This is a genomic window from Weissella viridescens (genome assembly GCF_003862435.1).
Taxonomy (GTDB): Bacteria; Bacillota; Bacilli; order Lactobacillales; family Lactobacillaceae; genus Weissella; species Weissella viridescens_A.
On record NZ_RHGY01000007.1, the window covers coordinates 51,534 to 66,161 of the forward strand.

The 14,628-nt window shown below is 40.7% G+C and carries 12 protein-coding genes and 1 pseudogene; 10 read left to right on the top strand and 3 right to left on the bottom strand.

Annotated features, from left to right (window positions below):
- Positions 1-9: 9 nt before the first annotated feature.
- The gene (locus D3P96_RS06605) at positions 10-498 is read left to right on the top strand and encodes an NUDIX hydrolase (RefSeq protein WP_124943589.1); all 489 of its coding nucleotides are present in this window, start codon (positions 10-12) and stop codon (positions 496-498) included.
- Between the two features lie 44 nt (positions 499-542).
- Here D3P96_RS06605 and D3P96_RS06610 read toward each other — a convergent pair whose 3' ends face one another.
- Positions 543-1,145, bottom strand: coding sequence for a hypothetical protein (locus tag D3P96_RS06610; RefSeq protein ID WP_124943590.1), 603 nt, complete (start codon positions 1,143-1,145; stop codon positions 543-545).
- A gap of 149 nt (positions 1,146-1,294) precedes the next feature.
- On the opposite strand from D3P96_RS06610, the gene D3P96_RS06615 reads away from it, so the two are divergent.
- From D3P96_RS06615 to D3P96_RS06625, 3 genes are all read left to right on the top strand, one after another.
- Complete coding sequence (locus D3P96_RS06615; protein WP_124943591.1) at positions 1,295-2,455, top strand: ArgE/DapE family deacylase; 1,161 nt, start codon at positions 1,295-1,297, stop codon at positions 2,453-2,455.
- A gap of 183 nt (positions 2,456-2,638) precedes the next feature.
- Complete coding sequence (locus D3P96_RS06620; protein ID WP_124943592.1) at positions 2,639-3,082, top strand: RrF2 family transcriptional regulator; 444 nt, start codon at positions 2,639-2,641, stop codon at positions 3,080-3,082.
- Positions 3,079-5,676, top strand: coding sequence for a YhgE/Pip domain-containing protein (locus D3P96_RS06625; RefSeq protein ID WP_124943593.1), 2,598 nt, complete (start codon positions 3,079-3,081; stop codon positions 5,674-5,676). Before D3P96_RS06620 ends, D3P96_RS06625 begins: the two co-directional genes overlap by 4 nt.
- A 100-nt stretch (positions 5,677-5,776) precedes the next feature.
- Here D3P96_RS06625 and D3P96_RS06630 read toward each other — a convergent pair.
- Positions 5,777-7,539 (bottom strand): annotated as a pseudogene (locus D3P96_RS06630) (ABC transporter ATP-binding protein).
- 16 nt (positions 7,540-7,555) lie between these two features.
- Positions 7,556-8,074: a MarR family winged helix-turn-helix transcriptional regulator gene (locus D3P96_RS06635; protein WP_124943594.1), complete on the bottom strand. Its 519-nt coding sequence runs from the start codon at positions 8,072-8,074 to the stop codon at positions 7,556-7,558.
- Positions 8,075-8,331: 257 nt separating this feature from the next.
- On the opposite strand from D3P96_RS06635, the gene D3P96_RS06640 reads away from it, so the two are divergent.
- The 6 genes from D3P96_RS06640 to dltB all read left to right on the top strand — a co-directional run bounded on the left by D3P96_RS06640 (position 8,332) and on the right by dltB (position 14,598).
- Positions 8,332-9,639, top strand: a complete 1,308-nt coding sequence (locus tag D3P96_RS06640) for a Y-family DNA polymerase (protein ID WP_124943595.1) — start codon at positions 8,332-8,334, stop codon at positions 9,637-9,639.
- Positions 9,632-10,018 (top strand): hypothetical protein, encoded by a 387-nt coding sequence (locus tag D3P96_RS06645; protein WP_124943596.1) that lies wholly within the window; start codon positions 9,632-9,634, stop codon positions 10,016-10,018. The genes D3P96_RS06640 and D3P96_RS06645 overlap by 8 nt, the downstream gene beginning before the upstream one ends.
- Before the next feature lie 392 nt (positions 10,019-10,410).
- Positions 10,411-11,565: a serine hydrolase domain-containing protein gene (locus D3P96_RS06650; protein WP_124943597.1), complete on the top strand. Its 1,155-nt coding sequence runs from the start codon at positions 10,411-10,413 to the stop codon at positions 11,563-11,565.
- 93 nt (positions 11,566-11,658) lie between these two features.
- On the top strand, positions 11,659-11,793 hold the full coding sequence (locus tag D3P96_RS06655) for a teichoic acid D-Ala incorporation-associated protein DltX (RefSeq protein WP_124943598.1): 135 nt from the start codon (positions 11,659-11,661) through the stop codon (positions 11,791-11,793).
- A 22-nt stretch (positions 11,794-11,815) separates the two neighbouring features.
- Entirely contained in the window at positions 11,816-13,354 is a 1,539-nt protein-coding gene (dltA, locus tag D3P96_RS06660) for a D-alanine--poly(phosphoribitol) ligase subunit DltA (protein WP_124943599.1), read from the top strand.
- Positions 13,354-14,598, top strand: a complete 1,245-nt coding sequence (gene dltB / locus D3P96_RS06665) for a D-alanyl-lipoteichoic acid biosynthesis protein DltB (protein ID WP_124943600.1) — start codon at positions 13,354-13,356, stop codon at positions 14,596-14,598. The genes dltA and dltB overlap by 1 nt, the downstream gene beginning before the upstream one ends.
- The last annotated feature ends 30 nt before the right edge of the window (positions 14,599-14,628 follow it).

Sequence of the window (14,628 nt, forward strand, 5' to 3'; positions counted from 1 at the left end):
AGGCTCAAAATGGTACAAAGCAAAGTTCATCAATCTTTTGGTGTATACGGCTTAATTGTTCAGGGGGAACAATTGGCGGTTGTAAAAAAAACAGACGGGCCTTACAAAAATCGGTTTGACTTACCTGGTGGTCAATTAGAACCTGGGGAAATACTAGAAAATGCTTTGAACCGTGAAATCGAAGAAGAAACTGGTCTGTTAGTTAAGGTAAGCCAACAGCTGGGAACGACAAGTTTCCACTATCCCTGGCACTATCTGGATTTTGTTGAGAATCAACATATCGCGGTTTTTTACCATGTTTTACAATATACAGGCCAAATCCAAGCCCAAGTGCCAGATTTTATTGGGCAAGATGTTACAGGTGCCTTATTTGTAAACTTAAGGGATATTTCAGCATCTAATGCCTCACCATTGGTTTTGAAAGCCAAGCAATATCTAACAACAGGTCATTTTGACGTAACGGCAACCCAATTAAACCATTGGCAAGTTTTAGACTAAATAAAAAGCGCCAGTATCCACGGATACTGGTGCTTTTTTTGTCTTTATTGATCTTGACTGCGGAAGTGATTAATCTCGCTGTCTGAATAGTGTGACCATGCCGGTACACTCTGGATGGCTGAGTTAGAGTAACCCATGACAATCGCTGAATCCATCTTGAAACGTGTTGGATCTTGCGCTGCTGCGGCACGTAAGTTCGTGGCTTGGTCAGCAGGTGAGAGTTGGGCAATTTGTGCTGGTGTCAGGTTTGGATTGTTTGGATCGATTGATGATTGCGCACTTGATTGTGTACCTGATGTGCTTTGTTCACTACTTGCTTGTGTTGTAGGCGTTTGACTTGTCGCCGTGTCAGTAGTTCTACTTGTTGATGCGTCAGATGCAGCCATACTTGATGATGTTGAACCAGTCTGATTAGATTCACTAGCTGTTGTTTGGCTAGCATCTGTTTTAGACGATGACGCATTTGCATCACTTGCTAATTTTTGTGAAGTTGATTTAGACGCTGCCTTTACACTGTCGGCATGACTTGAAGACTGACTCTTTTGCGTTTCAGCTTGGTGTTGCGCATTCATTTCAGCGTAGCCATAAGTGCCAGCACCACCAATTACGGCTGTGGCAACGATAATTGAAATAATTCCTTTACGCATGTATATAACTCCTTTAAGCTTATCGCTCACTTTATTTAATTGTAACACCGATTAACTTTTCGCCAAGAGCTATCTTTATTGAAAATTAATGCTATACTTTATTTTAATAATTTTGTCAGTTTTAAGCGACTAGGGAATGGAGCATATATATGGAAACTAATGAAAAAATTCAAATTTTGTCAGATTTAATTCAATTTGATAGTCGAAATGGAAATGAACGACCAGTGGCTGAATACTTAAAGGTCTTGTTTGCGAAGCATGGCATTCAGTCCAGCGTTTTGCCACTCGATTCAGATCCAGACCATCGAGCTAACTTGGTAGCAGAAATTGGTTCTGGTAATCCAGTGATTGCTTTCACTGGACACATGGACGTAGTTGACTTTGATCGTGATCAATGGGATACGAATCCGCTTGAATTAACAATTGATGGCGATAAGATGTTTGGTCGTGGTGTTTCAGATATGAAGAGTGGTCTTGCCGCTGCTGCGATTGCCTTCATTGAAATTAAAGAACAAGACATGGCTTTCAATGGTACACTCCGTTTCTTGGCAACGGCAGGAGAAGAAGTTGGTATGGCTGGTTCAACAGCATTACAAGCCGCAGGGTACATGAACGACGTTGATGCATTGATTGTTGGTGAACCAACTGGATACTACACAAGCTTTGCCAATAAGGGTGAGTTGAATATCACACTTTCAGCAAAGGGTAAGGCTGCCCACAGTTCAACTCCACAACTTGGTATCAATGCCATCCAAGAATTGATGGATGTATGGGCAGATATTAAGGCTAAGTTGGATGAGAAAAGCCAAAAAGATACCAATCAATATCTTGGACAAGACGTTTATAACGTGGATGTCATTACAGGTGGTTCACAACCAAATATCTTGCCAGCAACAGCTGAGGCACAATTAAATGTCCGAACAGTACCGGAATTTGATAATAAAGCCGTACTTGCGATCATTGATGATGCGATTGCGACGTATAATGCCAACCATCAAGGTGAGGTATCACGTGAGGTCACGATGGAAATCATTCCAATTGAGGGTGATTTGCACTCAAAGCTAATCGAAGAAATGCAAGCCATTGCTAAGGAAGCTGTGGGGCAAGACATTAAAGCCGTCGCTGCACCGGGTGGAACAGATGCTTCCCGCTTATTGGTTAATCACCCCGTTGGCTTTCCAATGGCTGTGTTTGGGCCAGGAAACTTCCTAACTGCTCACCAAAATAATGAAGAATGTTCAAAGGATATGTATCTTAAGTTTATTGAGATGTATACCCAATTGTTTACAACTGTTTCAACAGAATACTAATCTTAAATGAAAGGGCGCCAATTGTTGGCGCCTTTTTTTGGTCAAAATAAGCTATGAAATTAAAAAAACGTGAAATCTATAACAACGTTTAAAAAAAGTCAAATAAATTTGTGATTTAACGTGGACATTTGTCGTCCACGTATGTATAATAGATAAAGTTAAATTAATGATGGAGGGTACTGGATGAAATATAAAGATAGTTTCGAAGGGGCCATTTGCATAGTATTGCTTTTGGCTAATGATCGTTACCCTCAAAAGATAAGTAGTAATGAAATAAGTGAATTGATGCAAAGTTCAAATACTTATACAAAAAAGATTTTAGCAAACCTTGTCCGTGAAAATGTCATTGCGTCTGACACGGGTAAAGGTGGTGGCTACTATCTCATTAAGGATACAGACGACATCTCTTTGCTTGATATCTATTATGCAATTGAGGGTAAGAAAAAGAATTACCACCCTAAACATCTAGCGGATAATTTTTTGGAAGGTGCTTCCGATATACGGGCAGGCGAAGAAGAAGTTGCTTCATTTATGGAGCAAGCGGAGCAGGCCTATCTCCAGCGACTGAATAGTTACAAGATTAGTCAGTTACTACGTACACATCATCCAGAAAGGAGTCACGCATGATAAAAGCTGAGTGGGAAAAATTAAAGAAAAACAAGTTACTTCGCTTTGCGATGATTGTCATCATGTTGATTCCGGCAATTTATTCAGTTATTTTCTTGAAGTCAATGTGGAATCCATATGGCTCTTTGGATAAATTGCCAGTGGCGGTTGTTAATCAAGACAAGAGCGTCAAGGTTGATGGTAAAAAGATTGATATTGGAAAATCAATGGCTAACAACTTAGTTGATAGTAAGAGTTTGGATTTCCAAAAAGTTGATCAAAAAGAAGCTGATAAGAAATTAAATGAAGGTAAGTACTATTTGGAAATCATCATTCCTAAGGATTTTTCGAAGAATTCGGAAACTTTGATGGATGATAATCCAAAGCAAATGCAATTAAAGTACAAGACCAGCGCAGGAAACAACTTCATCGGTTCAAAAATTGGTGAAGGTGCCATGAATGAAATCAAAGCTGATGTACAAAGTGAAGTAACCAAGGCTTATGCAAAAGCCGTCTTGACTGGCTTTAAACAAGCTGGAAAAGGTATGCAAAAGGCAGCTGATGGTTCAGCTAAACTTGGCGATGGTTTGCAAAAAGCAAGTAACGGTTCAAAGAGCCTAGCTGATGGTGCAAACAAGCTTGGTAACGGTGCTGGTCAACTTGGACAAGGATTGGGGCAATACACCAATGGTGTTGCTCAATTAAATGCAGGTGGTCAAAAGCTTGCTGGTGGTCTATCTGAACTAAATAGTAAAGGTGGTCAACTACAGTCAGGTGCCGGTTCACTTGCTGGTGGCTTAGGCCAATACACTGGTGGTGTTTCAAAGCTAAACCAAGGTGGTCAATCACTTGCCAGTGGCTTAGGTCAATATACTGGTGGTGTTTCAAAACTTAACCAAGGTGGTCAATCATTAGCAAATGGCTTAGGTCAATATACTGGTGGCGTTTCAAAGTTAGTGAATGGAAGTTCACAATTAAATTCTGGAATCCAACAATATACGGCAGGGGTTAGTTCTGCCCAAGCGGGTAGTGCAAAGCTAACGGAATCATTAAATACACTCAATAGTAGTGTTAACGGTGGCGGTCAAAGCTTAAGTTCAGCAGCAGCCCAATATAAGGCTGAAGTTGATAAGCTACGTCAAGCCCAAAACGGTGGGAATAGTGCTGCCTTAACAGCTAAGTTAAGTGCCATGGCAGGTCAGATTCAAAGTTTGGCTGCTTTGGAGAATGCTTCTAACTTAACTGCAGCACAAAAGCAAACCATTTCTTCTAATGTAAGTGGTTTGACAGCGAACTTGAATGCTGTTCAATCTGAATTGCAAAGTGCTTCTGGTCAAACGAATAATTTGGCTAAGCTAGCTGATGGATATGATCAACTCTATGCCGGTATGCAAAAAGCCTTCGGCGGTGTATCTGAACTTTCATCAGGCGCTAATTCGTTGAATGGCGGTTTGAGTCAGCTTAATGAAAAGAGTGCTGGTCTTAAGCAAGGTGGGGCTGAAGTTTATAATGGCTTAACCCAACTTGATAGTAAGAGTGGCGAGATTCAATCAGGAGCTAGTCAACTTGCCGGTGGCCTAGGACAACTAGACAGCAAGAGCGGACAACTTCAATCAGGAGCTAATCAACTTGCTGGTGGTCTGGGACAACTAGACAGTAAGAGCGGACAACTTCAATCAGGAGCGAACCAATTAGCTAGTGGGCTTGGTCAATACACTGGTGGTGTTTCACAACTAAACCAAGGTGGTCAACAACTCGCTGGTGGCTTAGGTCAATTGAATGCTAAGGGTGCCCAAATCTATGATGCCGCACAACAACTTGCTGCCGGTGGTGGTAAGCTAACAGCTGGGGCAAACCAGCTGTCAGTTGGCTTGGTTTCTGCCGATAAGGGTGCTGATAAGCTTTCAAAGGGCTTGAACGATGGTGCTGAAAAGATTGGCAAGGTCAAGGATAATAAGAAGACCGTTAACATGTTTGGTAAGCCATTGAAGGTAAAGCATCATGACTCAACCAACACAAAGAATAACGGTTATGGTATGGCACCATATATGCTTTCAATCTACTTGTATGTTGGAATGATTACATTAATGGCAATTATCAATGTCTTTGATCCAGCGATTGTGCCACCTAAGAGTTCACTAGGTTGGTGGTTCAGTAAGTTCATGGTTCCATTTGCATTGTCAATTGGATCAGCTACGATTGTATTCGTTGCATCAATCTTACTCGTGGGTATCCATCCACTTGAACCATTTAAGTTCTTAGTAGTACTCATCATAAGTTCCATCGCCGACATGACGATACTGTTCTTGTTGAATGTCTGCTTAGGAAAGTTAGGAACATTCCTAGCCTTGATTTTGATGGTCTTGCAGCTTTCTGCATCAGGGGGAACTTACCCAATGCAGTTAACAACACCATTCTATCGGGCAATTCATCCATACATGCCAATGACGTACTCAATTGAGGGACTACGTGCAACCATCTCTACTGGAGATAGTATTGTGCAACCAATGTTGATTCTCATTGCTATCAGTATTGTCTTAGCCGGTTTGTCATACCTATTCTTCAGAATGCAAATGAAGAAGCGCTTCAGGTTTGACTTGCAAGACGAAGCTTAAATTGAAAAAGACTATGAATAACTTCATAGTCTTTTTTTGTAACTAAATTTGCAATAAAAATGACGTCCTACGTTTTTGGTAGGACGTCATTTTGTTTAATTTAAGCTTTGAATTGAATTTTTACATAATCACGATAGAGGGGAAGCGTGTCCATTAATTGCTGATGCGTTCCGTTTCCACTAACTTGACCATGGTCGATGAAATAAATATTATCCGCATCGACAATTGTACTTAAACGATGGGCGATTGTTAAGGTTGTACGATCCTTCATTAAATCAGCTAAAGCTTTCTGTACCATTGCTTCAGACTCAGAATCAAGACTAGCCGTTGCCTCATCTAACATGAGAATTTTCGGATTCCGGAGAAAGGCACGCGCAATGGCTAATCGTTGACGTTGACCCCCACTGACCTTAATCCCACGTTCACCAACTTCAGTATCTAAGCCATCTGGCATTTCAGCAACAAATTTATCAGCGTAGGCTAAACTGAGGACATGCCAGAGCGCATTATCACTAAATGTTTGTTCATCTAATCCGTAGGTTAGATTTTGACGGATGGTTCCAGCCATGATGGAAGAATCTTGACTCACAAAACCAATTTGTGAACGCCAATCGTAGAGGCTTAGCTCGTCAATGTTTTGGCCACCAATGGTTAACTGACCAGCTGTGGGTTCATAGAAACGTTCGATTAAACTGAAAATAGTTGATTTACCACCACCAGAAGGTCCAGCGAAAGCAACCACAGTGTTTGGTTTTGCTTCAATATTTAAGTCAGTCAAAATAGCCTTGCCAGTTTCATAGCTAAAATCAACATGTTCTAAGCGAAGCGTTTTATCGGCAAGGCTAACATGGTTGGCGCCGGATAATAATTGTTCCTCAGGTTCAGCTAAAACTTCACGCACACGTTCGGTTGAGCCAGCAGCTTTAGAAAGTGTGGTGAAGAATTGCGCCACAATGGCGATGGGACTCATAATTTGGAAGAGGTACATGAGGAAGGAAACCATAGTTCCCATCGACATACTGCCATTCATGACACGGATAGCAGCATATCCGAGGGACCGACAATTACGGCTAACATCATTGAAGACATAATTGGTCCGACGATTGAATCATAAATGGCCTCTTTCAGACCGATATGATAAAGGTCGGTAATGTGCTTTTGACCATGTTTACTTTCATGTGGTTCAGCATCAGATGTTTTTACCAAGCGAATCTCGCTCAAGGTTTCATCGCTCACGCCGCTAAACTTTGAGAGCGCATCTTGACGTTGACGACCAACTTCGCCGGCTTTTTTCATAATGGGTAACATAATTAACATGGTGACAGGGACCGTGATAAACATAATTGCCGTCATTTTCCAATCCATTAATGCCATGATAATCAAGGCGCCAAAGAATTGAAGTAGCGCATTTATCATTTGTGGAAAGGCATTCGCAAGTAGATCCTTAATTTGAGTGGTGTCATTAATCAAGCGCGAAGTCATTTCACCTGATTTAACATTGTCATAGTAGCTAACATGTAATCGAATGAGTTTATTCCATAATGTTTCTCGCAATTTTGCAACGACGTCTTCCCCAAAAAAGCTCAAGACAATCCCAGAAAGTGAACTGAGCACGGCACTCGCGATAAAAAGACCAAGCACTAAGATAATTAACATCGGGCTAATACCGTCTTTGAGATTATTCACAACGGATTGCGCCAATTTTGGAACGGCTAATTGGGCTAAGCTAGCGATTAAACCAATGGCTAAGCCGAGATAAAGTTGCCAATATTTGGGTTTTGTATTTTTTAATAGGTTAAAAAAGGCCTTTAAATCAAACTTTTGTTTGGTATGCGGACGCTCTTGTAATTCATGTTGTGCCATGGGAAGCTCCTTTTAATTAGCGTTTATTTTGGCGCATGCCTGGTCGCCAACCGTGATGCTGTGCAATATGTTGGATTTCCATCCAATCCAAATCATTGACGAAAGTCGTTAATTTATTTAGTAACAGGATGAGATCTTGTTTTTCCGAATCTGAGAGTCCTGAAAAAATGGCCGTAGAAAGTTCATCTGAAAAATGAGCGAGCTCTTGGAACTGTTGGTGACCATCTGAACTTAATTTAACTAATGACGACCGCTTATCACGGGGATTAGGTATCCGTTCAATGTAGTGGTGATGTTCAAGATGCTTGACCATCACACTGACTGAGCTTGGTTTGATGTCTAACATTTCTGAGATGTCCGTGTTGGATAAACCATCTGGGTGTTCACGCAGTAAATGTAAGAGGCGTAGTTGACCGCGTCCAGCTTCTTGATTGCGATGCGCCAAAAATTGTCCTTGACGTTTTACCGTCAGGGCAAACGGCCGATTTTGGGATAGTCGACCAAAGCTATCAAGTAAATCAGTATTAAGTGTCATGATTGAAACTCCTTTATCTGAATTTAGTTAGACTAGTGAAATCTAAACTAACTAAATTGAAGTGCAATGAGTAGCATAGTCGTTTAGTTAGCCTCTGTCAACGAAAACTAACGTCTTTTTTTAATTAGTGATCATATGCCTGCGCTTGTGCTGAAAAACGAGTTTTTTAAATGGATGGGGTTCGGCACAAAAAGACTTGATTATCCAACATATTAGGTTAAAATTAACTTTAGTTAGTTTTAACTGGAGGTGTCAGGATGTTTCCGACAGAAAATGAAGCACGGCGTAAAATATTGATGATTGATAGTAAGAGTTTTTATGCGAGCTGTGAATGCCTATCACTCGGTTTGAATCCGATGAAGGCATTGTTAGTGGTAATGAGTCAGGCGGATAATATAAATGGTGGATTGGTGCTTGCTTCATCGCCAATGGCTAAAAAGACGTTTGGTATTTCTAATGTGACGCGGCACCGGGATTTACCAGATGATCCACGCTTGATTATTGTGCCACCACGCATGAATTACTATATTAAAGAGAATAAAAAGGTTAATGACATTTTTCGGGAGTTTGTGGCTGAGGAGGATTTACAGCTCTATTCGATTGATGAATCTATTTTAGATGTCACTGATTCGTGGGGGTACCTGCAAACGAAGTATGGACATGATTTAACGTTGCGTCGTTTGGCACGAATCATTCAATTAGAAGTCAAACAACGCCTGGGCTTATATTTGACCGTCGGTATTGGTGAAAATCCTACTATGGCTAAGTTGGCATTAGATTTGGAAGCAAAACATAATCACAGTTTGATTGGTGAATGGCACTATGAAGATGTTCCCACTAAATTATGGTCAGTAAATGAACTGAGTGATGTTTGGAGTATTGGACGGCGCACCGCAAAAAAACTGAATCAAATGGGATTATGTTGTATGGGTGATATTGCGTTAGCTGATCCGCAATTCTTAATCAATCGATTTGGTGTTAAAGGTGCTGATTTATTCGCACTAGCTTGGGGTGTTGATCGTAGTCGCTTGTCAGATAAATATCAGCCTCAAGGTGCAAGTATTTCAAATAGTCAGGTGTTGCCACGTGATTATGTTAAAGCGAGTGAAATAAAAAATGTCATTCGCGAAATAGGCGAACAGATTTCCGCGCGATTACGTGCAAAAGGCCAAGCATGTCAGGTGGTTCATCTATATATTGGGGTCGCACTAACTGAGACTGAATCGGGTTTTGCTGGACAACTTAGCATTGACGTAACAAATCGTTCGAAACGAATCGTCGGGGCACTTTACCAGTTGTTTGATGCGCACTATGCTGGGCAAAGTATTCGGCATATCGGTGTATCAGTTGGCAAGCTCATTCCTGATGTCGCAGAACAAATGGATTTGTTTATTGAGCCAGAAATCAATATAAAAGAACAAACGATTGAACACGTAGTCGATGATATTCGACACAAATTCGGCACCACAGCTATTGTGAAATTGGCTTCAACGGATGATGGTGGAACGATGATTAATCGTGCAGGATTAGTTGGTGGGCATAGCGGGGGAAACGCATATGGATAGTAAGGCAAATTCAGCTGCTTTTTTACGGGCTAAAGATTTTTTTGAAAAAACCTATCGTGATCGTGGCATGGTCAAGTGGCAAGGATTTTACCTATCCGATCATGTGGAGGATGTTGCCAAATATACTGAAAAAACCGCTGAGGTTGAAGCGCGCACCGCGATGCCAAGAATGGATGAAATGGAAATTGATCACATATTGACGCATGCTTATGCTAACCATGAAGTTGTTCGGGTACAGCGTATTCATTGCGATGAGCTAGGTCACCTGACCCCTATGGTTCAAGGGAAGGTAACGGGCTATTGGGAGAATAACATCTACATAGGCAACGAAATGATTGCATTTGATGACATCAATTGGTGTGAATGCGTAAATGCCTAAGGTGTGAGCATGCTTTTATAGACAAACTGATGTCACTAACTGCGGTATTGAACGATGGTATAAAAAGCAGACACCAGTGATTGGCAGTTGGGATGATTCATTTTATTTAGGTTGTAGACAGGCTCCCCCGTGATGATTATGATGATGTTTTTTCAGACAAGCTTCAGTGCTTTATGAGATTGTTTGTACATAAACTTAACAAGTCGGCGCTCGATTGTGTCCATCAGTACGGCCAAGTATTCCGTCAATGATATCGTTCTTTTTGAAAGCACTAATTCAGTGTTTTTTTTTAACAAAAGTAAAAAGGAGTAGTCTTGCCGTTACTGCGTAAATGGGCTAGTCTAAAGAGTGTTAATTATTTAGAATATTGAACTTAATGTGTGGGAAGAAAAATGACGTATAAAAAATTTGGATTAGTGTTAGTTGGATTAATCGGTTGTGGTTTGATTGGTGGTGGTTTAGCTTTGAGCCAAGCAAAGCCAAACAAAAAAGTGGAACACCCCACGGTCAAGAAAACAGAAAAGCGACCCGTAAAAGTTTATCGCGATGAGGGGAATCGCGAGGTCGTGCCACATGATCAGTTGAGTCATGAACTTGAAAATCAAATCAAAGCAGCTGACTATAGTGGAACAGCGCTAGTTGTGCGGCAAAACAAGGTGGTTTTAAATAAAGGGTATGGTGTTGGGAAGAATCAGCAGGAAAATACGGTTGAGACAGTTTACCCATTAGCATCACTGACAAAGAACTTGACGGGAATTGTGCTGCAAAAGCAGTTACAAAAGAACCATTTAGATGGCTCAACAAAACTATCTAAGTTTTACCCTAAAGTGCCATCGGCTGATCAGACAACATTACATCAACTTTGGACGATGACTGCTGATTTATCAGATGTTCCATTTACAACGAAACCGATGAGCGAGGGTGGTTATATCAATAATGTCGCTGAACGTGTTAAAGCCAATCAACCATCGGGATCTTGGTTCTATACCTCAACGAACTTCATTCTCTTATCAGGTATTATTCGACAATTGTCTGGGCAGTCATTAACGGCGTCGTTTAAGCAGGAATTTCAGAGCAAATATCACTTTTTAAATGTACAAGAATATACCAAAAGTGATAAGCGAACGATTGGGTACAATGATCAAGGACATCCTGTCGCATTTAATGAACAACGGTTTGCACGCGAAGTGGGAACTGGGGATTTGTTTGCCACACCGTGGACGATGTATTGTTTCTTAAAAGATGAGTTTGCGGGCAAAGTATTACCTCAGTCTGAATTGTCTAGTTTAACAACGCCACCAGCCGGTTTGAGGTATGCTGGTGGATTATATACAAGCACAGATGGACAGTCTTTTGTTGGTCACGGAAAAATGCAAGGATTTGAGCCAACTTTATTTATGGATAAAAATGGCGAAAATGCAGTGATTTTGTTTTCTAACCAAAATGATGAGCCACGCAATAAACCGCTAGCTAGTCGACTTTTTGAAACCATGAAAGCCTCAGAATCAAATGGAAACGTAGAGACTATAAATGAGGGTACTAACTAAATGTCAATGGTAATTCTGTAATCTTTTGTGATACCATTGATATAATTATGAAACACTAGGTAGGGCAGATTAGAAAGTTGGAAGGACGACACAATGTTTAAAAAACATACAGGCTTTTGGCTGTTTATAATTAAAACATTATTTTACTTTGCCGTGTTATTGATTTTGTTGTATCTCTATGGCTATTCTGGCCATGGACAAGGCGGCTTTATTTATAACGAATTTTAGATAGATAAGCGGAGAAAATGAGATGCAAATTGAAAATATGATTCAAACCATTGACGATTACGCCATGACACAAGGTGATCGGGTTGTCTATGATGTTTTAGGTGAACAACATACCTATGCTGATTTAAAACACGATTCAGATGCACTGGCCGCATATATCGATACATTAGGTTTAGCAGATAAAGCACCTGTGATGGTATTTACAGGACAAGAATATGAAGCAATCATGACTTTTGTTGGATTAACAAAATCAGGACATGCTTACATCCCCGTTGACATCAACTCAGCGGAAGAACGGTTGACGTCAATTTTGGAGATTGCCCAACCAGCAGCAGTCATTGCTGTTGATCCGCTACCAATTGAGATTGATTCAGTGCCAGTTGTTACGCCTGAAAAATTGGCTGAAGTGGTTCAAAATGATGTGAGCTACACACTTGATCACATGGTGACAGGAGACGATAACTATTACATCATTTTCACCTCTGGAACAACTGGAAAACCAAAGGGTGTTCAAATTTCACATAAGAATTTGCTTTCATTCACGAACTGGATGTTGTCAGCAGATGCTTTTGATATTCCGGAGCAACCACAGATGTTGGCACAACCCCCATACTCATTCGATTTATCAGTGATGTATTGGGCACCGACATTAGCGATGGGTGGTACATTGTATGCTTTGCCACGCCACGTTGTTGAAAGTTTCAAGGAGCTCTTTAAAGTTCTACCAGAATTACCCATTGAGGTTTGGACATCAACGCCTTCATTTGCCGATATGGCCATGTTATCTGATGAATTTGATGCAGAGCACATGCCTAATATTAAGTACTTCTACTTTGATGGTGAAGAGCTAACTGTCGGAACTGCACAAAAGTTACGAGATCGTTTCCCTGATGCACGTATCGTCAATGCTTATGGCCCAACTGAGGCAACGGTAGCATTATCTGCAGTAGATATTACTGATAGCATGCTAGAAAAAGCTGAACGTTTGCCAATTGGGTATCCAAAGCCTGACTCACCAACCCGAATCGTTGATGTGGATGGTACGGTTTTGCCAAATGGTGAACAAGGTGAGATTATCGTGGCTGGTCCTGCAGTATCAAAGGGTTACCTCAATAATCCTGAAAAAACACGTGAGGCTTTCTTTGCATTTGATGGACAACCTGCTTATCATACTGGGGATGTTGGTTCAATGGATGAGGATGGATTACTTCATTACGGTGGGCGCATGGACTTCCAAATTAAATTCAATGGTTATCGCATTGAGCTGGAGGAAGTTTCCCACGTACTAAACCTATCTGACATGGTTGAATCAGCAGTTGCGGTGCCACGCTATAACGACCAACATAAGGTGCAACAGTTGTTGGCCTATGTGGTACCCAAGCCAGGGCTTTTGGAAAAATATGAAAAGCCTTTAAAGCTAACGAAAGCGATTAAAGAAAGCTTGTCAGATGAGATGATGCCTTATATGATGCCATCACGATTCATTTATCGTGAATCATTACCATTGACACCAAATGGTAAGGTGGACATCAAAGCACTTATTGCTGAGGTGAACGGCTGATGAGTCAATGGTTAGCTTCTCTACCTAATTTACAGCCATATGGGGACCCCATGTACTTCGGATACCTATTATTAGGGCTTTTGCCAATTATTGTAGGGATGTTCATAGGACGGCGCTTTCAGATTTATGAAGCCGGTTTCTCATTTGTGTTTATTTTACTTATGTTTGCGGGACCAAAATGGGTTCAATTCTACGCTTTAATTGCTTATATTTTATGGCAAACGGTGTTGATTTTACTCTATCAGTCCTATCGTAAACGGTACGATAATAAGTGGGTTTTCTACGGAGCTGTATTTCTATCAGCTTTTCCCCTGATTATTGTTAAACTACACCCAGTCTTTAATCAAAACAAGGCATCAATTATTGGTTTCCTAGGTATTTCATATCTGACCTTTAAATCAGTTGGTATGATTATGGAAATGCGAGATGGTGTTCTAAAGGATGTTAAAATCTGGCCAACGGTTAGATTCTTGATGTTTATGCCGACGCTATCATCTGGGCCTATTGATCGATACCGTCGTTTTGAAGCTGATTATGAACAAGTACCTGATCGCCAACGTTATCTGGATTTTGTGCAGAGTGCAACGTGGAACATTATGCTGGGGTTCTTCTACAAGTTCATCGTGGCTTACGTCATTTCAGTTAAGTTCTTAGGGCCTTTCAAAAAGGCAGCCTTACTTGAGGGTGGACTCTTTAATTTGCCAACAATTGGTGTCATGTACTCATATGGACTTTACCTGTTCTTTGATTTTGCAGGGTATTCATTATTCGCTATCGCAATTTCAAAGTTAATGGGAATTGATACGCCAATCAATTTCAATAAGCCCTTTATGGCCAAGAATCTAAAGGAATTCTGGAATCGTTGGCATATGACGTTGAGTTTCTGGTTCCGAGATTATGTCTTTATGCGTTTGGTTTTGGTACTCACACGTAATAAAGTATTTAAGAATCGAAATGTGACCTCTGGGTTCGCCTATATGGTTGATATGCTTTTGATGGGATTCTGGCATGGTGTGACATGGTGGTACATTTTATATGGATTCCTGCATGCCGTCGGATTAATCGTCAATGACTGGTGGCTGCGTCAGAAGAAACAAAAGAACCGTGATCGCAAAAAAGCTGGATTGGAGCCATTACCAAGTAACTGGTTCACCAATGGCTTTGCAATCTTTTTAACTTTTAACTTTACCATGTTCACATTCTTGGTCTTCTCAGGCTTTTTGAATGAATTATGGTTTCACTAATTAAATTAAGAAATAGAGGAATTTAAAATG